The sequence below is a fragment of the Gardnerella vaginalis genome (assembly GCF_001563665.1).
GTDB lineage: Bacteria > Actinomycetota > Actinomycetes > Actinomycetales > Bifidobacteriaceae > Bifidobacterium > Bifidobacterium vaginale_A.
On record NZ_KQ961853.1, the window covers coordinates 190,706 to 214,923 of the forward strand.

A 24,218-nucleotide genomic window follows, 5' to 3' on the forward strand; every position below is an offset into this window, starting at 1 on the left:
ATACTATTAAATTATGGAAAACATTGGAATAATTCGCATAGCAATCGCAGATGATCAAGAGCTAGTACGCGCTGGCTTTGCAATGGTAATCAACTCACAAAAAGATATGCGCGTTGTAGCTCAAGCTAACAGCGGCGAGCAAATGGTTAAGCTTTCAGAAATTGAGAAACCAGATATTATTTTAATGGATGTTAGAATGCCAAGCATGGATGGCTTAGAAGCAACTCGTAAGATTTTGCAACAAAAAATAAGCGTAAATACTCGAATTATTATTCTAACAACTTTTGATCTTGACGAATATGTTATGGCTGCAATTCATGCTGGAGCATCAGGATTTTTACTTAAAGATACAGAACCAGAAACATTACTTAATTCAATAAGAACTGTTTATCAAGGAAATGCAATTATTGCACCTAGTGCAACTAAACGCTTGATTGAAAATATGATGGAACATAATTCAAGCAATTATTCAAATAATAACGATAAAAATTCACAAAATATAACGAATACTAAAGTATCAGAATTAACTGATCGCGAATTAGAAGTTTTAATAGAACTTGCACACGGATTATCGAATCAAGAAATTGCAAGCAAATTATTCATTGGACTACCAACAGTTAAAACACACGTAGCGCATATTCTATCTAAAATAAATGCTAGAGATCGAGTTCAAGCAGTTGTTTATGCATACGAAAATAATTTAATTAAACATTAAATTTATACTTTTAATCTTATTCTTGCAATAAGTTTAATTTTACGATTTATTATAAAACTTATTTATAAGTATTTTTTAAGCGTGTATCTTACTTATCTTACTTATCTTCATATCTGCTCAATAGTTTTAGTAATAATGCAACATTCAAAACTCAATTCTTTTATCATTATCTATTAGATAAGAATACATATTACTAAATTCAAAAGAGGTTGAAATGCACTATGCAATTTCAACCTCTTTCTAGTCACAAACTGTGATATAAGCTTAAAGAAGCTACATAATATTTCGATTCTGCTGTACTTATTACTTACGTCGATGACGCATAACAGTAACACCAGTAGCTGCAATACCTGCAAAAGCAACAATAGCTACAACAGCCAAAATTATATTTTCAGCAACCTTATTCTCTCTTACAGAGCTTGCTTCAGTATGCGATTTATCTCTAGCAACAGGCTCTTTTTCTTTAACTTCTTCACTTCCTTCAGTGCTTTCAACTTCTTTAGCATTTGATTCTGGAACCTGAGAGTCAGAAGAATTACCATTTTTAGAAGAATTGTTCGAATTAGTATTCGTATGCGATTGAGCTTTACTTGCTGAATCATTCGATTTACTCGAAGATTTAGACACACGAACTACTGCTGCTTTAACCGGTTTTTCTTCTTTAGATTTGCTAACTACTTTAACAGATTCTTCTACTTTATTAACACGATTAGAAGAAGTTTCTTTAGTTTCACTTGAAGGCGCTTCGGAAGGAGTTTCAGAAGAAGTTCCAGAATGCTTTTTAGAAGGCGCTCCCGAAGAATCAGAATTATCTTTTGAATTTACAGAAGATTGCGGATTATTAGGAGCAATTCTTCTTTCAGATTCATTAGATTGTGTTTGAGAATCAGAATTATTTCTTTTAGGAACAGATGAAGTAGAGCCACTTTCAGAGCTCTTCTTCTTATTTTCCGCTTTGTAAGCTTTCAAAGCTTCAAGTTCAGCTAATGCAAGACTATGCTGATTCTTAAGATCCTTCAAAGTATCTTCTAAATTATTCTTTGCTGTTTCACCGTTTTCTTTTTGAGTTTGTAAATTTTTTAGAAGATCTTTAAGTACAGCAATATTTGTTTGCAAACCATCAATCTTTTTATTTCTTTCAGATTCATTATAAGAAAGCTCATAACTGTTGATATCTACTTCTATTGCAGAAAGCTCTTCTTTAATGTTTTCAATAGAACTAGTCTTATCATTCAAATCTTTAAGCTTATCTTCTGTATCTTGTTTTGCAATTTCTAAATCTTGCTTAATACTTTCAAGCTGCTTAGATTGCTCTTCGAACGACTTTACAGCTTCATTAAACTTAGGCTCAAGCTGATTCAAAGTAGAATTCATATCGCTAAGCTTAAGCTTCTTTACACCAATTTCCTGATTTAAAGAATTAAACTCTTTTTCAGCATTTTCAAGATCAGAACGCAATTTATCATAATCTGCATTATCTTGATGCTCTGCATCATCCAATGATTTCGAAGCTTCATCTACTTTAGCAATAAGTTTTAGCAGAGCAGCTCTATCCTTTTCTATTTCTTCAGAAAGAACTTTAATGTCTGAATTAAGAACCTGCATCTTATTCTCATAGTTTTTATATATTTTCTCGTATGAATCTTTCTTAGAAGATTCTTCACTCTCAAGAGAAATAAGAGAATCTAATTCATTTTTTGATTTTTCATAATTATCTTTAGACTGTTCTTTTTGAATTTCAAGATTTTTAAGTTCTGCTTCTTTTCGCTGCTTTTGCTTCTTAAGATCTTTTATAGCAGCTTGTGCTTGAGCTAAATCAGTTCCAATAACTTTCTTTATTCCATCAAGTTCTTTTTGTCTTTGTGCAATACCTTTTGTTAGAGTCTGAATTTCCTCTATAGTCTTATTTAATTTATTGACTACATCTTCAAGATTTTTAGTTTGCTCATCAATTTTGGACTTTAATTCTTCAATGTTATGCTCAACTTGCAATAATTTATTTTCAGTAGACGCATTAACAGTCGTCTCTGATACCGTAAGAGTATTATCTTTTACTTCGTTCGCTGCATCTTTAGCCCATGCTGGCATTGGACTTTGCAAAGACAACAACAATCCTGCGATTACTGCGGCAGATTTTTTATTGACCGTTACCATATTTTCTACTCCTTGCTCGTAGCGGCCTTCATGTCTAACTTATGTCAGCAGTCAATCTGAGCATAACAAAGTAATAAATACAAAAACAAGTCAAAAGATACGGAATATTTCCTGTTAACAAATTGATTACGTATATTAAACATAACAAATTCAAGAATATACTGAAAAACTTGATTATACAGTGGATAAATATACACTATGTTGAATGTTATTCGTAAACAATACTTACTTTTTTACAAATTAAAACCGCTTACACTCTGCGTGTCGAAATCTTAACAGAAAAAAATAATGCCAACATGTGATTAAACATGTCAGCACTACTTTAAACGTTTTAGCTACATAAAATTTTCAGCCACTATGAGAAATTACTTAATATTTTTCATTGCACATATTTTATTTAATTATTGTATACATTGTTTATTCCGCTGCAGCAGCTGCTGAATAAAGTAATATCATTTAGTTAAAAATATGCATAATTAAAGGGTTATAGACCAAGATGCCTATAACCCTTTAATTACTGTAAATACTATTCGTCTGCAAGAGCAACAACAGGCGAAGACTTAACTGCTCTACGAGCTGGAAGCACACTGGAAAGAAGCGCTGCAAACAAAGCAATTAGAGCGAGAACCGCGTAAATAGTCCAATCAATTACAAACGGAACTTTGCCAATTACGCTAAACACCATGTAGGATCCAATCCATCCAAACACTGTTCCAACAATCAAGCCAGAAACAGTGCTTGTTAGTGAAATCAATGTTGCTTCCATCGCAAGAGATCTCCTAACCTGTCCCCTTGTCATGCCTATTGCACGCAAAGTTGCAGATTCTTTAGTTCGCTCAATAACAGACAAGCTTAGCGTGTTTGCAACGCCTATTAAAGCAATCACAACAGCTACTGCTATTAAGCCAACGAGAAGCATCATCATTGTATCAATAGCACTCTCCCACATCGCTCGCTCAAACACGCTTCCTGTAGACATAACTTCCGCATAGTTAGATGTAACATTTCGAATATTTTTAACAATATCTATAAGATTCGCATTTCTAGAATTCAGCGAAATGAGCAGAATATGCGTTGTAGGCTTAAGGTAGTTATTGAAGTAAGATTTGCTAACAAAAGAAGTATTGTTTGAATCTACTGAAACATTTCGATACTTCTTAAACTGAACTTGCTTTACAGTAATACTCTTATTATTGTTACTAGAATCCGTATTCATGCCAGTAAATGGCGTAAAATTATCATTATTATCGTCATTAGAATTGTACTTTTCTACGTAAGCTTGCAAATTAAGACTTCCCTTTTTAAGATCAAAAGGTTCTTCACCTTCATCAGGCTTAGGTAAAAGCACAGAATCCTTGTTTATATTAACGCCATCGAGATCAGTGTGCATTACATTTCGAAGTTGATCTACATTATCAACTCCAGCTACCAGAGTGTATTCAGTTTCACCTTTAGCATTCTTAAAAGTCATAGGAACTGCAGGAAGCAACTCAGTATGCTTTATTCCACTAATCTTTGAAATGTCAGCAGCTAAAGACTCATCAACATTCTTACCTTGAACAATAATGTCAACACTGTAACGATCGTCAACAACACCTTTAAGAGTTGCTTTACCGCAAATTGCGCCAGTTACAACTGTTGAAACAAGCGTTACACCAATAAGCAAAGCAGTTCCAGTCGCTGCAACTCTTCTAGGATTTCGCTGTACGTTTGCGTTAGCAACTTTAGATGAAGGCCCACAAAGTGCCATAACTGCGCCAGTTGCTCTCATAGCAAACGGCATCCAGAATGTTGCAGTAATAACAATACCAATGAACACAAGCGAGCATCCAAAAATCGCTCCAAGCAAAGTCATCCAAGAGTTCGAACCAGCATTAACTGACCTCCCAGCAAGCATGCTTGCTAAAATATTAATACTTAAAGCTGTAGCTAAAATACCAGCAACAATAAATATCACTCCGAAAACAGCACGAAGAATACTTGCTCGCTTATCTTTAATCAAATCCATTGGACGCAACGCTTCCATCGGAGTTACTTTTGTAGCAGAACGAGCAGCACTCATAGAAGCAAGAACTGTTACAATTGCGCCAATTACTATTGGCCATACAATCGCAGGAAGTGAAACAATCAAAGGAATCTTAGATAATGGTCCAGAATTAATATTCACGTTACTAATTGCGCCCATAAATCCAATTGCACAAAGCACGCCAATAGAAGCAGAAATAACTCCAAGTATTGCAGCTTCAAGTAAAACTGCTGCATAAAGCTGATGCGATTGTGCGCCAATCACGCGCAAAAGTGCAAGAGTTCTCCTACGCTGTGCAACTAATACTTGGAACGTGTTTGCAATAACAAGAGAAGAAACCAGCAGAGCTAAAACACCAAACGACATAAGGAACATAGTTATAAAATTAGTGCCGTTGGAAATATTTCGAACAGCTCTTACACCAACTTCATGCCTAGACATAAGTGAGAATTGCTCTGGAAGCAAAGCGTTAATCTTATGAGATAAATCGTTTATTTTAGATTCATCAATACTCATGTATACTTTGCTTTGCACAACTTGATTGTCAAAATTCTTAAGATTATTGAGTTTTGCACAAAAATCATTCGTTACGCCACCAAGATACGTACCGCGATATGAAGTTGGTATTTGAGAATGTTCTCCATCGTCTACAAGACCAACCACACGAACATCGTACGATTTTTCTTTATCTCCGCCAGTGTCATCTACTTTAACCAAAGTTATAGTATCGCCAACGTTTGCATGTATTGATTTAGCAATACTTTTAATAAGCGTAATTTCGCCTATTTTTTGCGGATCCCTACCTTCTGTTGATTTATAAACAGGAAGATTTCCATACAAACCACTAGACCAAGCAATACTCGTAACTGATTTATCACCTTTTTCTACTTTTACAAGCGCAGTCGCGTCATCACTGCGAATGCCATTAACACCAGGCATCTTCGATATTTCATCTAGATGAAGGTCTTTGTAATGAATTTCACTACTTGGAGAACTGTTAGGATTTTTAAATGAGATTGCATAATTTGCACTACCAAATTCTTCTGTTGCATTGCGAACAACCAAGTCGTCAACACTATTTGCAAAAAGCAAAGTAGCGCTCATAAACATGCTGCCTATAAGAATTGCAATTCCAGAGGCGATTAGCATGCGTACGCTTTTACGCATAAGTTTTAGTGCAATTTTCCACATTCTAACTTCACCACCTTGTTATTGCAATTGAGCAGAATTATAAGAATTAGAAGATGCATCAGAATTTACGTATACGCTAGGCTCTTCACTTCGCTCCATAAGCATCTTGCTCATGCCTTGTGCAGTAGGATTTTGCACGTCTTCAACGATTTGACCATCTGCAAATACGATTGCTCGATCTGCATAAGACGCTGCAACTGCATCATGCGTAACCATAATCACAGTTTGACCAAACTCAGTTACAGACTTCTTCAAGAAACGCAAAACTTCTGAACTAGAAGCAGAATCGAGATTACCAGTAGGCTCGTCTGCAAAAACTACGGAAGGCTTAGAAATCAAAGCTCTAGCAATTGCAACTCTCTGACGCTGACCACCAGAAAGCTCAGCAGGCCTGTGCTTTAAACGATCTTGCAAGCCAAGAGTTAAAACCAAAGTGTTAAACCATTGCTTATCTGGCTTTTTGCCTGCCAAAGTAAGAGGCATAAGAATATTTTGCTCAGCGTCAAACATTGGAAGAAGATTAAAACTTTGGAAAATAAAACCAACCATTTCACGACGCATAAGCGTAAGCTGTTTGTCATTCATGGTTGTAATATCTAAGCCATCAACTAAAACTTTTCCGAAATTAACGCTGTCAAGACCAGCTAAAGCATGCATTAAAGTTGATTTACCAGAGCCAGACGGGCCCATAATTGCAGTAAATTTACCACGCTCAAAGCTAACGCTTACATCGCGCAAAGCGTGAACAATACCTGCACCCTTTCCGAAATCTTTTACAACATGCAAAGCTGCAACTGCTGTTTCACCAATTAGCTCCGAATCAATATTATTTGAAGTAAATCTATTATCTTTTGCATCAATTCCAAATTCATACGTATTATTCGCATATGAATTTTGTCCATATTCACTATCCATTCCAGCTCCTTTATAGATTTAATTGATTGCATAGTAAACCTATTGCTAATAATCAAACTTAAAGTAAATTATTATGAATTGATATCGTTCTAAAGATTGAAATTTATTAAATAAAAAAATTTAACTCAAACTTAAGTATGATTTGAAGTTTTAATTATTGATTTTAAACACAACACGCCGTTAAAGAACTTCTGACCACATAGATTCAAAAAACTGGATTTCTTCGATTTTCATTGATGAAATAACAACATGGAAGAAACACATTACGATTATGAAACAAACACAGATTGCGAATCATATTATGCTAGCAACTCAGCAAACTATGAACTCGACAATTGGGAAAAGTATATTTCAAACCAACTCTCGCACACAGCAAAATCTATGTGCGAAGAAAAAGATAGCAAGAAAATTGGCGCTCTAGGAGAATCATACGCAACATTAAAACTTATGCAAAAAGGATGGATACTTCTAGATCGAAACTGGCATTGCCGATTTGGCGAATTAGATATTGTGATGATAACTCCTCAAAAAATATTAGTTTTTGTAGAAGTAAAAACCAGAAGAAGCATTAAATGCGGAACACCAATGGAAGCAATAACTTATAAAAAATGTGTAAAAACGCGCAAAACTGCTATGAAATGGTTACAAGAAAATGGCTCAAAAATTTGCCACTACATCACAAGATTCGATGCAATATCTATAACAATTGCAACGAAAAACGTGAACAACAATGCAAATAACACAAAAATTATAAAAGAAAACGCTGTTATAAGCGAAAACACAAGCACAACCAGCGAAAACACAAGCACAACTAGTAAAAACACAAGCACAACTAACGAAAAGAAATTTTACGAAAACAATGAATCAATAGAAGAAAATATTCAATTCAAACACGTTCAAGGAGCATTCTAATGACGATCGGAAACGCGTTATCTGTAGGTCTTATAGGTCTTAAAGCATTTACAATACAAATACAATCATTCATATCTCCAGGTCTTCCAGCTTTTTCTATTATTGGATTACCAGATACTTCACTTAGCGAAGCAAGAGAAAGAGTAAAATCAGCTTATCAATCATTGCATTGCGATTGGCCGGAATCACGAATAACAGTCAATCTTTCACCAGCTTCTATGCCTAAAAGCGGATCTTCATATGATTTAGCAATTGCATCAAGCATTTTAAGCGCTAAAGGTATTATTCCTCTACAATCTTTAGACAATACTGTTATTTTAGGAGAACTTAACTTAGATGGAACAGTTCTTCCAATTAACGGATTACTACCAATATCTTTATTTGCTCAAGAAATGGGAATAAAAAGGATGATTATCCCACAAGCAAATCTTGATGAAGCTAATTTAGTAGACGGCATCGATGCAATTGGAATAAAACATATTCTTGATTTAGTTGATGAACTTCATGGAAAACTTGATTCTAAGAATAGAAAATATGCACAATTAAACAGAGAACGCGCATTACAAGCAACTGGAAACTCTTCATATGAGCACATACAAGTAAGCGAGCGCTGCAACAAAAATTTCAATAGAGGCGAAAATAATAGTAATAATTTCGACTATAGCAATAAAAATGATACTGAAAATCAGAAAAAAGCTGAGCAAAAACACACATCAGCGCAAAAATCAATTTTAGAATCAGATATACAACACTCTATTGGAGATATGTCTGAAGTTCTTGGACAAGAACACACAAAATGGGCTTTGCAAGTTGCAGCAGCAGGAGGACATCATGTTATGATGATTGGACCTCCAGGATCTGGAAAAACTATGCTCGCTTCACGCATGCCTGGAATAATGTGCCCTCTTAATGAAAAAGAGCAGCTAGAAGTAGCATCTATAAGATCTTTATGCGGAACTTTACCATATTACGGAATTAGTGACATACCGCCTTTCGAAGCACCTCACCACACTTCTTCATCTGCTTCTCTTATAGGAGGAGGAACAGGAATCGCAAAACCTGGAATTATTACACGCGCACATTGTGGAGTTCTTTTCATGGATGAAGCACCAGAATTTTCACCACGAGTTTTACAAACATTGCGAGAACCTTTGGAATCTGGATTCATAGCAGTATCGAGATCTAAAGGAACTACTTTTTATCCTGCAAAATTCCAACTTATAATTGCAGCAAATCCTTGCCCTTGTGGATATGCATATGGAAACGGCGAAAGATGCACGTGCAAAGAGAAAGACAGAATACGCTATTTTTCTAGGCTTTCAGGACCAATTTTAGATCGAATTGATATTCAAATGGATGTGCCACCAGTTGAAAGAATAATAATTCCACAAAATACGCGCGATATAAGATCAAACGTTGACAATTCTAATTTAAGCAATAATGAGAAAAATAATTATGAAACTAATAAATTAGAACAGCAAAGTTATATAAAACAAAATAACTTAAACAATAATGCTCTCTACAATGGAAAGCCTATACTAACTAGTGCAATGATGCGGAAAAATGTTACAACAGCTAGACGAATAGCACAAGTTAGATTCGTCAAACAAGGCTGGAATTGCAACGCACAAGCTTCTGGTACATGGCTAAGAAAATATACTTCAAAACATGCTTTAATGCTTGTAAATAACGCTCTAGAAAAACATCAATTGAGTTTACGAGGAGCAGATAGAGCATTAAGACTTGCATGGACTCTTGCAGATATTGCAGGTCACGTTTCGCCTGACGTAACAGATATGGCTCAAGCAATTAGCTTAAGAACAAGGATATAAGTAAAACAAAACAGCGGAAACATACGACAGCTGAAACATAGAAAACAGCCAAAACAAAACATGCAAAAACAGTCGTCATCGATAGCGTTTCTGCTAGACACAAACATGTAGATGCAAACTGGATGATACAGCAAAGGTATCTACAACAATACATTTAAAAACAAGGAAAAAATATGAACACTTATAAAATAAATAATTTACGCACAAGGGTGCAAAAAACAGAAAATACTACAAAAGAATCATTAAATGGAAACAATTTTTGCGTTAAACAAAATAATAATAGTCAAACAGATAATTTAAGCGAAGTAAAAGAATCAAGTTCAAATGATCTTTATGAAATTGACGCAGAAACGTTATCAAGAGCAATATTGACATTCTGCTTAGATGGAGCAGATGCAATTATGTATGCTTTAATACTTGGAGCACCAAACGCTTACGCAATAGTACAAAAATTACGTATGATTACAGCAATTTTATGCGAAAAATATGAATCTACACATAAAAACGACAATAAACAATTGAAACTTATACTGGATGAAACTCAAATAACGAAATCCAATACAAGCTTAGAAAATAGCGAACAGAATATAAACAATGATGAATCAAAGATATATAAACACGAAACACAAATATGTAAAAATTACGATTCTTCTACAGATAAAAACTCAAATAAAGAATTTATTAAGATAATTGAAAGCAATCCTCATACTAATGTTTTAGAACAATACTTTTTACAAGGACTTTCATCATGGGGATACAACAATACTAAATGCTTATCAACTTTACATCGCTCAATTATAAAATGGTGTATGAGATTAAGTCATTTACCATCATGGAATATTCAGAAACTAACTTCATGGTTTACAATGAACAAAACTCAATGGATTATTTCTCCAAGCAGCTCTTATTGGCCAATTCAACTTCAAGACTTGGCGCTACACGGAAGATGGGCTCCACCACTATGCTTATGGGGATTAGGAAACCCTGGAGCTTTAATACAATGCAATCAACCTATAGCAATCGTTGGATCAAGAGGATGCGATGATTATGGACATGAAATAGCAAGAAGATTAGCATATGAAAGCTCATTAAGAGGTCATACAGTAATATCTGGAGGAGCTATGGGAATCGATGCAGCAGCACATTGGGGCTCATTAGAATCACGCGAAGTTTGCGAATCACAATCAACTACTTCTGGATCAACAATTGCTGTATTTGCAGGAGGACTAAATAATATTGGTCCTAGCTCTAATGCAAATCTTTTTGAAAAAATAATCACAAATGGTGGAGCATGTATAAGCGAATTATGCCCAAATACAACACCGATTGCTAGAAGATTTTTAATAAGAAATCGCATTATTGCAGCACTCGCTTCTAAAGTTATAGTAGCTCAAGCTCGAATTAGATCTGGTGCACTTAACACTGCTTGCTGGGCAACAAATCTAAATCGTGAACTATATGCAATACCTGGAGATATTACTAGTCCACATAACACAGGATGCAATGAGCTAATTAGCGATGGAAAAGCCATCATGATATGTTCTTTTGGAGATATTGAATCTATATACCCCAATAAGCATAAAGCAAAACTAGAAGATTCAATTAAAAATAAGACTTTTAAGGCAAAATACCGCTATGACAGTAGCAATGATACAAACAGTAACTCGCATGAGAAAATCAATAACGACACAAACAGCCACACAAACAACCACACAAAGTCTTGCAATAGCGAATTGATAAATAATTGTGAATCTAATTTCAAGAAAGAAACAAAAAACAATGAAGAAAACTATTTTGAAGAATCTATAAATAATAATTTACAAAATTATATTTTGCACGCAATCAAACTATGCAAAAAACGTCACATGATTGCAAATATGGATGCAATATACAACACAACTTTAGAAATAATAAAAGGAAAAGAAAATAGATTTGAGAAAAGTAAATCAACAACAGATTCTGAAATTGAAACACAGCCAGACTCAACAGCTATGCAAGACTCAACCCAGCCAGACCCAACACAGCAAGACTCAACAGCTATGCCAGACTCAACAGCAATTCTAAACTCAATGCCATCTATTGCAGAATTTTCTGGAATAATAACTATGCTCGAAATAAATGGTTTTATTAAAAGATACAACGATAGCTTAATACTAACAAAGAAATCCTGACGTTAAATCTAGAATATTTTGCTATAAATAATTCAATATTGTGAGAAAATAGAACTATGCCATCAACTCTTAGCGAACAATCAACTACAAATAAAAGTTCATATCCAAATATTAAATCATTGCAATGCGATGTTGTGATTATTGGATCAGGAGCAGCAGGACTTTCTGCAGCTATTGGAATAGTAAAGTCAGATTCATATAAAAAACTAACAGAAAATGGCAAAAAACCATCTGTACTTGTTATATCTAAATTACAAGCTTTAAGAGCACATACAGGATCTGCAGAAGGCGGAATAGCTGCAAGTTTAAGCAATATTGATCAAGACTATTGGCAATGGCATTATTACGATACTGTTCACGGAGGAGATTGGCTTAGTGACCAAGATGCTGCAAAAATACTAGCAAAAGAAGCATCAAAAACAGTTATACAACTGGAACACTATGGAGTTGCTTTTAGCCGCACAAACGATGGACACATAGCTCAACGAAATTTTGGCGGACACACTTCTAAATTCGGTCAAAAACCGATTCGTCGTGCAGCATATGCTGCAGATAGAATAGGACATCAAATATTGTATAGTCTATGGCAACAATGCGTAGCTGAAAATATTAATTTTGCAGAAGAATGCTATGTAACGGATATTGCAATAAATCACGAGTCAAATAGAGTTGAAGGCATTGTTGCATACAATGAATCAAATGGCAACATTCTATCTATATCTACTAAATCATTATTGATTGCAACTGGCGGAGCAGGAAGACTTTTTAGTACAACATCAAATTCATGGGATTTAACAGGCGATGGAATGGCTTTAGCACTAAAAGCCGGATTACAACTAGAAGATTGCGAATTCATACAATTCCATCCAACAGGATTATCTCACACAGGAATATTGATTTCTGAAGCAGCTAGATCCGAAGGAGGAATATTACGCAATTCTAAAAATGAAGCATTCATGAAAAATTACGATTCCATACACTCAGACTTAGCACCAAGAGATGTAGTAAGCAGAGCGATTATTTCAGAAATAGATGCAGGCAGAGGCGTAGAAGATACTCATAGCGATAACTTATCAAAAGATTGCGTATGGCTAGATATGACGAATATACAAAAAGATCATATGAAAGAAGTTTTACCGCAAGTTCTTGAAACAATAGAAAAATACGGCAATTACGATCCATCTCATGATTTCATACCAATAAAGCCAACAGCACATTACACTATGGGAGGAATCCCGATTAGCTTAAACGGAGAAGTATATAAGTGGGATGGAAATCAAAAATCAGTTATACAAGGATTATATGCATCTGGAGAATGCTCATGCGTTGGAGTGCATGGAGCGAATAGACTTGGAGGAAATTCTTTACTAGAAGCTTGTCTTTTTGGAACGAAAGCTGGAATATCAATAGCAAATTCAATAAAAACTTCACAAATTGACTCTAAAAATAACTTGCAAAACAACACGACTGACAGCTTAAACGACAACTCTAGTTACAACTCTAGTGACAACTCAACTGACAACTACTTACAAACAAACACGCAAACAAACAATGAGCTAAATAATATAAATTTTGAAACTGAAAATACTGAAAATACTGAAAATACTCATGAAATAAATAAATCATCTAATGAAGTACTTAAAAATCTTACATTTAAGCGAGCAAATATAATTCGTCATATGCTTAGCGAAACAAAAGATAAAACAATAAATAACACAGTAGAAAACACAGAACAAAGCACAGAAAGTAATCCTTATGCCTTATTCACACAATTAGGGAAAGTAATGGAACATGCTATTGCTGTTAGATGTAGTGAAAAAACAATTCTTGAAGCATTAAATTCAATTAGCGAAATTGAAAAAAACGCGAGAGAATTAAAACCACGCGACACTTCTCTCATATTCAACCAAGAAATGACAACAATATACGAATTACAAAATATGATTACTCTTTCTAAAGCAATACTTTACGCTTCGTTAAATCGCCACGAATCACGCGGATCTTTCACTAGGCTCGACTACCCTAATCACAATAACGCAATCCTTCCGCAGCATTCTTTTATTGACAATCAAAATAAAATATATAACAAACCTGTCAATATTATTGATTTTCAACCGAATATAGATGCAACTAAAATTATTCTTCAAAATATCAAATAATTTGCAACACGCCGAAGCAAAGTTCACAAAAAGGTGTTATAGTTCTATCTGTTGCCTAAAATACGTCCGGGTGGCGGAATGGTAGACGCGCTAGCTTGAGGTGCTAGTGCCTATTTGTTACAGGCGTGCGGGTTCAACTCCCGCTCCGGACACCATACAGCGAGAGCTGATATATCAACGTTTTTAGCCTATTTTTACACCTTAAAAATAGGCTAAATTTGTAAATAATGTGCAAAATTCTGTGATTTTATTTTTTCTTTATGCATATGCAACGATTAAATGCCATAAATTAAGCGTAAATTATGTAAGAATCCTAAGTATCACGCAAAATTAAACATTAAAGTCACGCGCAAAACAGAGCAATGCAAAACAGAGCAAACAAACGAGATAACAAAGTAATCAGCCAAAGATATCACAGCAAACATCAAGATATCAAGATTTAATCCAAAATATCAATAAATTCGAGGAATACCCAAAAACTAATTGATTGAGTGCAAATGGAAATGTATATCTCCATAATTCGGAGTATAAACAGCTACACAAAAAGCGATAATAGTTCCAAACTTATCTTTTACAACAGATTGAGCAACAAGAGCAGGAGTGCCTTCTTCAACTTCTAAAACTTCAGACATTCGATTACAAAGTTTTTCAACGTGAACTGAAATCTCATTTTCAGCAAGAGATATTGCATACGTACTAAAAAGAAAATCAGCTAAAGAAGATTCAGAAAAATCATGCGTTAAAATCTTAGGAAAACGAGAAGCATTTAAATACACTGTGCTGTAATGAGATAAAATATTATCAACATATCGCAATCGCTTTAAACAAATAAGATCCTCATCGGCATTCAAGCCTAATTGTAAAGCAGCTTCTTCATCATTTATAACATTATTTTCCAAAACCTTATATTTGATAGAACAACCAGAAGAACCACTTTCGCGATAAAATCCTTGTATACGATCAGAAATAAATTCCCTATTTTGGCTATTTATTATCCCTTTAGCTCTGAAAGTACCTCTACCCTGCTCTCGAACAAGCAAACCTTCTAATATCAAACTATCAACAGCATGCCTGAGCGTAATACGACTAACATTATATTGTTTGCAAAGCTCAACCTCTGGAGGCAACTGTTCTTCGGGATCCATAGAATCTATGCGCTGACGAAGATTATCTCGAACTGCTATATATTTTGGCACTCCATCAGGCATGACATCACTCTCCAATGTTTAATCAAATACAGTAAACAGAGCCTTTGCAATAACAATAAATCTAAAATCTAACAATCTTAAAAGTTAAAATCTTCTTAATTGCTTCACAATACTACAATAAACCGTTGCCACAATAATAATCATAAGCGCAAAATAACGCTATACAATCAAAACAGTAACAACGGCTTTTGTTTATTACTATGTGAATCAATAGTATCAAAGTTACGGATACTTATTCAAGCAATATGAAAATCTTATGAAATAATTTACGATTCTAAAACAACTTTTTCGATATTATTTTCTACTTTGCGGCGAGCCGTAATAAAAGAAACAACATAGAAAATTATTACTGAAACGATTACAGAAGTAACTAAGATAGCACGACCGCCAAAAACATTAGCATATCCAAGAGCTACACCAGTAACTCCATAATCAGCATCAGAATACGTTGAATTTACAGAACCTAAATCGCCAAGCACTGGCAAAAGCAACAAAGGTAAGAACGTGATAAAAATACCATTTACAAAAGATGCTATTACGCAACCTCTGCGTCCGCCTTGTCCATTTCCGAAAACTCCTGCAACTCCACCAGCCATAAAATGTGCAACAATTCCAGGTATTACAACTGTTGAGCCAGAAACTATCATAATAATCATTCCAAGAAGACCGCCAACAAAGCTTGACAAGAATCCAATAAGAACCGCATTAGGAGCAAAACCAAAAGTCATTGGAGCATCTAAAGCTGGTTTCGCGTTCTTAACTAACTTCTCAGAAATACCTTTAAAAGCAGGCACTATTTCATCTAAAACAACCTTAACTCCTGCAAGAATAATAAACACGCCTGCAGAGAACGTTGCAGCTTTAAGAACTACAAATATAATAAAGTTTTGACCATGAGATAATTGACTTTCAATATATTGAGAACCAGCAAATAAAGCTACTACAACATAAATTATTGCCATTGAAATTGTTATAAGAACTGTAGTATCGCGCAAGAAACCTAAAGCAGAAGGGAACTTAATATCTTCAGTAGACTTAGATGGCTTCTTTTTAGAAGAAGTAAGTCGAGCAATTAGTGCTCCTAATGCAACTCCAGCAGATGCAGGATGACCTAAAGCAACATCGTCTTTACCGGCAGCTTTTGTCATAAAAGGCTGAACAATAGCAGGAGAAATAGTTATAAATAAGCCTTGAGCAATAGAGCCCCACAACAATACTTCCCACATTGCAAATCCAGATACATTAAATATAACAGCAAGCATACTAGCCATATAAAATGCAACATGACCAGTTAAGTAAATGAACTTAAAACGAGAAGTTATAGATAAAACAATATTTACAATCATTCCGAAGAAGAATATAAGAGCAGACTCTGAACCATATTTCAACAATACAGTACCAATAATCGCTTCATTATTAGGTACAACACCTTGTACTCTAAAAGCATGCTGGAACATACTTCCAAAAGGAGCTAACGAATCTGTTATAACTCCAGATCCTGCAGCTAATACTAAGAAACCAACTAATGTACGAATAGAACCTTGCAAAATATCTGATATTTTCTTACGCTGTGCGATTAGGCCAATCATAGATATTAACGCAACAATTACTGCTGGCTGTCGAAAAATGTCAAGCAACACAGATAGAACACCGTTCACGGTTCACTCCTTATATTTATAAATAAAGATTGAGCCTGCTAACAATAACGAAGTTGAACGAAACTTTGCATAATAAATGACGATATATTCTGTTTAGCAAATCTAATGCAAAACAGAATCAATAAAGTGCATTAAAGTAAGTGCAAAGCAAGCGAACATGACAAGTTGATAGAACTACTCTATCTTTAATCTCTACCTTCAATATCGTATAGCTCACATGTATTTTAATGTACTTTTTAATAATATCTTTTTAACGATATAAAAACCTACATAACAACGTTTTTCTTATAAAAATTTATGATTTTCATAATATTATATGGAAAAAATACGGATTCGACACGCCGAAAAACGGAAAAATATAAGGTCAAAATCATAAATAAATTAAATTGTAAATTTATTTTACATTTTTTCAAAAAATTAAACATATGTTTTATTGTCTAAACATTTGTTTAGTTTTCAACATGTTTTTATTAAAAATGTTTGGAAGATTGCGACCTACAGTGCTAAATCACCATTTTACAGATATAAAAATCGGGAGCTAATCTTTAAAAATTAACTCCCGATTAAGCTAACAATTAGCTAAACAAGTATGAATCTAACAGTATTCACACTACTCGTTATCGCCAGCAGTTGCAGCGGTAGCGGTGACAGCGCCTGGCTTGTCGGTCTTAACGCCTGGCCACACCCAATCAGTGTAGTCTGGGTGATCAAGACCCTTGTCGACTGCATACTGGAATGCTTCAAGACGGAAGTCTTCAAGCTTCTTGATTTCGTCAGCATACTTAGCAGCATCAACCATGCGCAATGCTTCAGCAGTAAGCTCATAACGATCCATATCGTTCACGCGAACCATATCATATGGAGTTGTTGTGGAGCCCTGCTCCTTGTAACCATGAACGTTGAAGTTATCGTGGTTTGGACGATCGTAAATCAAGCCACGAACGTCATGTGCGTAGGAGTGATAAGCGAAGAGGACTGGCTTGTCTGCTGTGAAGAGATCAGTGAACTCTTCGTCAGTCAAAGCTTCGTTGTTTTCCTTAGCGGACTGCAACTTAAGCAAGTCAACAACGTTTACAACCTTGAACTTAACGCCAAGCTTGTTCAACTTGTCGGCAGCTGCCATCAATTCCTGCTGTGGAACATCGCCAACACCAGCAAGAACAACCTGAACTTCGTCATTGTTCTTAGCGTTGGAAGCCCACTTCCACTCAGCAGCACCCTTCTCGAGCTCTTCGCGAGCTTCGTCAAGAGTCAACCAAGTAGCAGCTGGCTGCTTACCAGCGAAGATAGCGTTAATCATGTTTGTGGACTTGTAAGCCTTTTCAGCAACAGCAAGCAACATGTTGGAATCTACTGGGAAGTAAATGCCAATTACGTGATCGTTGTTGAAAGTCTTGTTCAAGAGCACGGAGGTTACGCCTGGATCCTGGTGCGAGAAGCCGTTGTGATCCTGACGCCATACGTGAGAAGATACCAACAAGTTCACAGAGGATATTGGCTTACGCCATGGGATCTCACGAACTGTAGCCTCAAGCCACTTTGCATGCTGGTTCAACATGGAGTCGATAACGTGTACGAAGGATTCGTAGGAGCTCCAAATGCCGTGACGACCGGTGAGCAAGTAACCCTCGAGGAAGCCTTCCATTTGATGCTCGGAAAGCTGCTCTGTAACCTGACCGGTTACAGCCATGTGCTCATCAACTAAGCCAGAGAGGTAGCCTGCGTCCCACTGCTTGTTAGTTACTTCATAAGCAGCCTGCAAGCGGTTGGAAGCGGTCTCATCTGGTCCGAAGATACGGAAGGAATCTGGGTTGTTCTTGATAATGTCACGAGTGTAAACGCCAAGACGACGTGTAGCTTCGAGCTGACCCCAGCCGTGACCGAATTCCTTAACTTCCTTGACTTCGTAATCCTCAAGCTTTGGAAGCTTCAAGTCTTCGCGAATACGACCACCGTTGGCGTTTGGATTTTCGCCAATACGGAGTTCGCCCTTTGGCATGAAGGAAAGAACGTCTTCCTTCACAGCACCCTTTTCATCGAAAAGCTCTTCAGGCTTGTAGGACTTCATCCAGTTCTTCAAAACCTCGAAGTGAGCTTCGGTATCGCGAGCGGAAGCCAGTGGAACCTGGTGTGCACGCCAAGAACCTTCGGTCTTCTTGCCATCGATGAACTTCGGGCAGGTCCAACCCTTTGGAGTGCGGAAGATAATCATTGGATAGTAAGGACGAGTTACATCGTTAGTTTGTGCTTCAGCCTTAATATCGCAAATCTCATCGAAGATAGTTTCGAACATGTCAGCAAAGCGGCGGTGGATAGAAAGATGATCCTCATCATCGAAGCCAGCAACGAACTCGTATGGCTCGTAACCCATGCCGTGGAAGAACTCATGAAGCTCTTCATCAGAAATACGGGAAAGAATAGTTGGATTAGCAATCTTATAACCATTCAAATGCAAGATTGGAAGAACGATACCATCAGTACGTGGGTTCACAAGCTTGTTGGACTGCCAACCAGTTGCCAAAGGACCAGTTTCAGCTTCACCATCGCCAACGATTGCTGGAACGAACAAGCTTGGGTTGTTCATAACAGCGCCATAAGCGTGTGAAAGTGCATAACCGAGCTCGCCACCTTCGTGGATAGAGCCTGGGGTCTCAGGAGCAAAGTGTGAAGGGATACCGCCTGGGTAAGAGAACTGACGGAAGAACTTCTGCAAGCCAGCTTCATCCTTCGTAATCTTTGGATAGTACTCAGTGTAAGTACCGTCAAGGTAAGACTGAGCAGTACCTGCTGGGCCGCCGTGGCCCGGACCCATAATAATAACAGTATTCTGCTGGTGATCAGCGATGAAACGATTGATGTGGCCGATAAGGAAATTCAAACCTGGAGTAGTACCCCAGTGGCCCACCAGACGATGCTTAACGTCTTCGCGAGTAAAAGGCTCCTTCATTAGAGGATTGCTGCGAAGATAAATTTGACCGATAGCGAGATAATTAGCAACGCGCCAATACTTGTCTACGCCTTCGATAGCTTCCTCGGAAACTGGAGCATTGAGCTTCTTCCAAGGGGTGCCAATAACAGGACTCGTCATGTGTACTCCTGTACTAAAGCACTTTTCAGTGCATTTGATCATTACCATTTTGGTTATAGAGGCTGCAAAACAAAAGTATTGCACCTCTTTTTCCATCTGCTCCAGTATAGTTCCAACGCCTGACTTTTGTTCATTTGGTTACTTCTTCGTGCACTTATGTTGAAAAAATGTGCGATTAAGTGCACAAAAAAATAGTTGTTTGTATATATTATGTTAAGTTTTATGTTCGTTTTATATATCAAATACCCTAATTCTTAACAACACACTAACAAGAAACTAACAAATCATATGCTTTTACAACAGCGAAATCTTCTAAACAAACATAAACATAAAGAAAAATAACCATAAAGCACACACATAATATATTTGTATAAGAAATTCAACATAATCAAACACTAACGTCTAAAAGCGCCACTATTATAAGTTGAATCGTGTTGAAATATATAAAGGAGAATCATGGCAAAAGGACCAGTGCTTGTCGTTGATTTTGGCGCACAATATGCACAGCTTATCGCTAGAAGAGTTAGAGAAGCAAATGTATATTCAGAACTTGTTCCCCACTCTATGCCTGTAGACGAAATGCTTGCAAAAGATCCAAAAGCCATTATCCTTTCAGGTGGACCAGCTTCAGTTTATGAGCCAGGAGCCCCAGATATTGATCCAAAAATTTTTGAAGCAGGAGTGCCAGTATTAGGAATCTGCTATGGATTCCAAGTTATGGCACACGAATTAGGTGGAAACGTAGATAAAGCTGCACTTGGCGAATACGGAAAAACTGAAGCAAAAATTGACAACACAAAAGGATTACTTGCAAATTCTCCTATAGAACAAAACACATGGATGAGTCATGGCGTTGCAGTTGAGAGTGCTCCAGAAGGCTTTGAGGTACTCGCTCACACTCAAGGCGCTCCAGTTGCAGCAATGCAAGATGAATCTCGTAAACTTTATGGCGTTCAATGGCATCCTGAAGTAAAGCACACTCCATTGGGTCAAGAGCTTATTTCTACATTCTTACACAAATGCGCAGGATTAGAAAACGACTGGAATCCTTCAAATATAATCGATGAGCAAGTTGCAAAAATTCGCGCCGAAGTTGGGGATGCACAAGTTATTTGTGGTCTTTCAGGTGGAGTTGACTCAGCTGTAGCAGCAGCATTAGTTCATAAAGCAATTGGAAACCAACTGACATGTGTGTTCGTTGATCATGGTTTACTTCGCAAAGGTGAAGTTGAACAAGTCAAGCACGATTTCGTTAAAGCAACAGGAATTAAACTTATTGCAGTAGATGCAGAAGACGATTTTCTCGATGCACTTAAAGGCGTAAGCGAACCAGAACGTAAGCGTAAAATTATTGGCGAAAAGTTCATTCGCACTTTTGAGAAAGCTCAACGTCAAGTTATTGAAGAAGCTGGAAAATCTGGCGCAGAAGTCAAATTCCTAGTACAAGGCACGCTTTACCCAGATGTTGTGGAATCTGGTGGCGGCGATGGAGCTGCAAATATTAAATCTCACCATAATGTTGGAGGACTACCAAAAGACTTAAAGTTTAAGCTTATTGAACCTTTACGAACTTTATTTAAGGATGAAGTTCGCGCTATTGGACACGAACTTGGACTTCCAGATGAGATTGTATGGCGTCAACCTTTCCCAGGCCCAGGTTTGGGTATTCGTATTATTGGAGAGATTACTCGAGAACGTTTAGCACTTCTTCGTGAAGCTGACGCTATCGCTCGAGAAGAACTTTCTAAAGCCGGTCTTGATCGTGATATTTGGCAATGCCCTGTTGTACTTCTAGCAGACGTACATTCTGTTGGAGTTCAGGGCGATGAACGCACATACGGATCTCCAATTGTGCTTCGTCCAGTAAGCTCTGAAGATGCAATGACAGCAGATTGGTCACGAGTACCTTATGATGTTTTAGCAAAAATCTCCACTCGCATAACGAACGAGTGCCGTCAAATCAATCGAGTTGTACTTGACGTGACTTCTAAGCCACCTGCAACAATCGAATGGGAATAAATCGATATAAAATCGATATAAAAAATAGTATTGTCAGCATATGTTGGCAATACTATTTTTTTATTTGTAAATTATAAGTCGCGTCTTAAAAATCATAATCAAACAAAAATAAAACCAAAAATAGAACCAAAACCAAAACAATCTAATCTACATAAAACTAAAACAAAACGCGTATACTTCGCATGTACACTATTAAAATGGTTTAGAATGATAACGAAAATAAAGTTGCGCAGTTCGCACAATCATATACAATGCAAAATTACACAACTTTGTTCTAGAAAATTTAATATATGATTAAATGCATATTAAACACGAACCGAATCAAAGGAGAAAAGGCGTGTCACTAACTAATGTTTCTATCATAAGTGCACAATGCAATAATGGGCGTAATGCTGTTGCTATAGGAATCACAAATTTATTAGCACACAGACTTTCAACAACTATTTTTAGACCATATGCTCATAAAGACGATGCTTTCACTGCTTCACTTTTAAAACTAACTAACATCAACACTAGCGTTGATAATGTTATAGGTGTAAGCGATTTAGAAGTAGAAGATAATAAAGAAACAGTAAGAGGAGATATTGTTGCATCTTACAACGAATTATTAAATAAAACACAAGCTCAAGCTTGCGTAATTATTACAAGCGATTACACTCCAGTATACGATCCTGACATTTTCGCTTTTGATGCACAAATATCAGCGGATTTAGCATCTCCAATTTTCCTTGTTGTTTCATCAAAAAATCGCACCTCGAAACAAGTATTAAAAACTATCGATGCACAAAATGCAAGAATCGTTAAAGAAAGTTCAAAAGTTATAGGCATTTTCGTCACGGATTGCAACGAGAAAATAGGCTCTGAAATAATACGAGATTATACATCTCAAAATTGCTCAAATATTGAAGGTAAAGTTTCTCATATACGTAACACTCCGCTTTGGGTTCTTCCTGAAATAGATAGCAATAATATTGAGCAAACAATAAAAACTTTCGAAGAATCAGTTAAAGAAGAAGACGTATTAAACGCACTACACCAAACATTCAAACGCGCGATTACGCCTTACGCTTTCCAATACAATCTTTTAGGTAAAGCTAAAGAAAATAAAAAAACAATAGTTCTTCCAGAAGGACAAGAGGATCGCATTCTTAAAGCAGCTGATTACCTCTTGCAACGAGATATAGTAAATCTTATTATCGTAGGCGAACGCGATTCAATCTTAGAACGCGCTGAAGAATTGAATCTAGATTATATATGCAAAGCAAGTTTCCAATCTATGAATGACGAAGCAATGCTTAAGCATATGATTACTAAACTTTGTGAACTACGTGCAAAGAAGGGGCTGAGCGAACAGGAAGCTAGAGAGCAGCTGAAAGATGCGAGCTATTTTGGAACTATGCTAGTAGTTCTAGGTCAAGCTGACGGTCTTGTTTCTGGCTCAATAAATTCAACTGCAAATACAGTTCGCCCTGCACTCCAAGTAATTAAAACTAAGCCTGGAACAAAATTAGTTTCTGGAGCGTTTATAATGTGCTTCAAAGATCACGTTGCAATATTTGCAGATTGCGCTATTAATCCAAATCCTAATGCTGAACAACTAGCTGATATCGCTATTCAATCAGCGAATACTGCAAAAGCATTTGGACTAGATCCTAAAGTAGGCATGCTTTCATACTCAACTCTCGGATCTGGAAAAGGGCCAGACGTCGATATGGTGGAAGAAGCAACACGATTAGTTCATGAAAAAGCACCAGATTTACAAGTTGTTGGCTCTATTCAATTTGATGCAGCATGGTCCCCAACTGTTGCATCATCAAAAGCTAAAGGAAACTCTATTGCAGGTCATGTGAATGTATTTGTATTCCCAGATCTATGTGCAGGCAATATTGCTTATAAAGCTGTACAACGTTCTAGCGGAGCATTAGCAGTAGGTCCAATATTACAAGGACTTAATAAACCTGTTAACGATTTATCTCGAGGAGCATTGGTACAAGATATTATTAACACAGTAGCCCTCACAGCTATTGAAGCACAATCCAAATAAATAAATAAATAAACTAACTAACAAACAAAATAAATAAACTAACAAACTTTAAAATGCTGTAAATTACTTACAAACATTTAATGTACTATAAGTAGTGTTGTATAAACTTACATGTACACTTGGCTG

At 36.4% G+C, this 24,218-nt stretch carries 12 protein-coding genes, 1 tRNA gene and 2 pseudogenes; 9 read left to right on the forward strand and 6 right to left on the reverse strand.

Features of this window, described 5'->3' with window-relative positions:
* Positions 1–13 precede the first annotated feature (13 nt).
* A complete protein-coding gene (locus HMPREF3230_RS01735; RefSeq protein ID WP_075523255.1) occupies positions 14–715 on the forward strand; it encodes a response regulator in 702 nt (233 codons plus the stop codon).
* A 303-nt stretch (positions 716–1,018) separates the two neighbouring features.
* Here the strand turns inward: HMPREF3230_RS01735 and HMPREF3230_RS01740 are convergent, their stop codons facing one another.
* From HMPREF3230_RS01740 to HMPREF3230_RS01750, 3 genes are all read right to left on the reverse strand, one after another.
* Positions 1,019–2,869 carry a coiled-coil domain-containing protein gene (locus HMPREF3230_RS01740; protein WP_075523256.1) on the reverse strand — a complete coding sequence of 617 codons (1,851 nt, stop codon included), beginning with the start codon at positions 2,867–2,869 and terminating at the stop codon, positions 1,019–1,021.
* A gap of 526 nt (positions 2,870–3,395) precedes the next feature.
* Positions 3,396–6,086, reverse strand: coding sequence for an ABC transporter permease (locus tag HMPREF3230_RS01745; protein ID WP_075523257.1), 2,691 nt, complete (start codon positions 6,084–6,086; stop codon positions 3,396–3,398).
* A gap of 18 nt (positions 6,087–6,104) precedes the next feature.
* Positions 6,105–7,001: an ABC transporter ATP-binding protein gene (locus HMPREF3230_RS01750; protein ID WP_230955892.1), complete on the reverse strand. Its 897-nt coding sequence runs from the start codon at positions 6,999–7,001 to the stop codon at positions 6,105–6,107.
* A 249-nt stretch (positions 7,002–7,250) separates the two neighbouring features.
* Here HMPREF3230_RS01750 and HMPREF3230_RS06170 point away from each other — a divergent pair, with 249 nt between their 5' ends.
* From HMPREF3230_RS06170 to HMPREF3230_RS01775, 6 genes and pseudogenes are all read left to right on the forward strand, one after another.
* A complete protein-coding gene (locus HMPREF3230_RS06170; RefSeq protein ID WP_082266227.1) occupies positions 7,251–7,913 on the forward strand; it encodes a YraN family protein in 663 nt (220 codons plus the stop codon).
* A pseudogene (locus tag HMPREF3230_RS01760) lies at positions 7,913–9,295 on the forward strand (YifB family Mg chelatase-like AAA ATPase); the annotation flags it as partial. The gene HMPREF3230_RS06170 and the pseudogene HMPREF3230_RS01760, both read left to right, overlap by 1 nt.
* Before the next feature lie 150 nt (positions 9,296–9,445).
* Positions 9,446–9,745 (forward strand): annotated as a pseudogene (locus HMPREF3230_RS06700) (ATP-binding protein); the annotation flags it as partial.
* A gap of 173 nt (positions 9,746–9,918) precedes the next feature.
* Positions 9,919–11,916, forward strand: coding sequence for a DNA-processing protein DprA (locus tag HMPREF3230_RS01765; protein ID WP_082266228.1), 1,998 nt, complete (start codon positions 9,919–9,921; stop codon positions 11,914–11,916).
* Between the two features lie 56 nt (positions 11,917–11,972).
* A complete protein-coding gene (locus HMPREF3230_RS01770) occupies positions 11,973–14,075 on the forward strand; it encodes an FAD-binding protein (protein ID WP_075523259.1) in 2,103 nt (700 codons plus the stop codon).
* 64 nt (positions 14,076–14,139) lie between these two features.
* A tRNA-Leu gene (locus tag HMPREF3230_RS01775) sits at positions 14,140–14,230 on the forward strand.
* A 324-nt stretch (positions 14,231–14,554) separates the two neighbouring features.
* Here HMPREF3230_RS01775 and HMPREF3230_RS01780 read toward each other — a convergent pair.
* The 3 genes from HMPREF3230_RS01780 to HMPREF3230_RS01790 form a co-directional block, all read right to left on the reverse strand.
* Positions 14,555–15,283 (reverse strand): GntR family transcriptional regulator, encoded by a 729-nt coding sequence (locus HMPREF3230_RS01780; protein ID WP_075523260.1) that lies wholly within the window; start codon positions 15,281–15,283, stop codon positions 14,555–14,557.
* A gap of 266 nt (positions 15,284–15,549) precedes the next feature.
* A complete protein-coding gene (locus tag HMPREF3230_RS01785; RefSeq protein ID WP_075523261.1) occupies positions 15,550–16,941 on the reverse strand; it encodes a PTS ascorbate transporter subunit IIC in 1,392 nt (463 codons plus the stop codon).
* Positions 16,942–17,551: 610 nt separating this feature from the next.
* Positions 17,552–20,029, reverse strand: coding sequence for a phosphoketolase (locus HMPREF3230_RS01790; RefSeq protein ID WP_075523262.1), 2,478 nt, complete (start codon positions 20,027–20,029; stop codon positions 17,552–17,554).
* A 456-nt stretch (positions 20,030–20,485) separates the two neighbouring features.
* On the opposite strand from HMPREF3230_RS01790, the gene guaA reads away from it, so the two are divergent.
* Together guaA and pta are read left to right on the forward strand one after the other, a co-directional pair.
* Entirely contained in the window at positions 20,486–22,048 is a 1,563-nt protein-coding gene (gene guaA / locus HMPREF3230_RS01795; RefSeq protein ID WP_075523263.1) for a glutamine-hydrolyzing GMP synthase, read from the forward strand.
* A gap of 337 nt (positions 22,049–22,385) precedes the next feature.
* Entirely contained in the window at positions 22,386–24,092 is a 1,707-nt protein-coding gene (gene pta, locus HMPREF3230_RS01800) for a phosphate acetyltransferase (protein ID WP_075523264.1), read from the forward strand.
* Positions 24,093–24,218: the final 126 nt, after the last annotated feature.

Excerpts from the sequence above, each read along its gene's own strand:
- HMPREF3230_RS01740 (WP_075523256.1), bottom strand. The coding sequence starts at position 2,869 with ATGGTAACGGTCAATAAAAAATCTGCCGCAGTAATCGCAGGATTGTTG.
- HMPREF3230_RS01745 (WP_075523257.1), bottom strand. The coding sequence starts at position 6,086 with ATGTGGAAAATTGCACTAAAACTTATGCGTAAAAGCGTACGCATGCTA.
- HMPREF3230_RS01750 (WP_230955892.1), bottom strand. The coding sequence starts at position 7,001 with ATGGATAGTGAATATGGACAAAATTCATATGCGAATAATACGTATGAA.
- HMPREF3230_RS01780 (WP_075523260.1), bottom strand. The coding sequence starts at position 15,283 with ATGCCTGATGGAGTGCCAAAATATATAGCAGTTCGAGATAATCTTCGT.
- HMPREF3230_RS01790 (WP_075523262.1), bottom strand. The coding sequence starts at position 20,029 with ATGACGAGTCCTGTTATTGGCACCCCTTGGAAGAAGCTCAATGCTCCA.
- HMPREF3230_RS01770 (WP_075523259.1), top strand. The coding sequence starts at position 11,973 with ATGCCATCAACTCTTAGCGAACAATCAACTACAAATAAAAGTTCATAT.
- HMPREF3230_RS01735 (WP_075523255.1), top strand. The coding sequence starts at position 14 with ATGGAAAACATTGGAATAATTCGCATAGCAATCGCAGATGATCAAGAG.
- HMPREF3230_RS01765 (WP_082266228.1), top strand. The coding sequence starts at position 9,919 with ATGAACACTTATAAAATAAATAATTTACGCACAAGGGTGCAAAAAACA.
- guaA (WP_075523263.1), top strand. The coding sequence starts at position 20,486 with ATGGCAAAAGGACCAGTGCTTGTCGTTGATTTTGGCGCACAATATGCA.
- HMPREF3230_RS06170 (WP_082266227.1), top strand. The coding sequence starts at position 7,251 with ATGGAAGAAACACATTACGATTATGAAACAAACACAGATTGCGAATCA.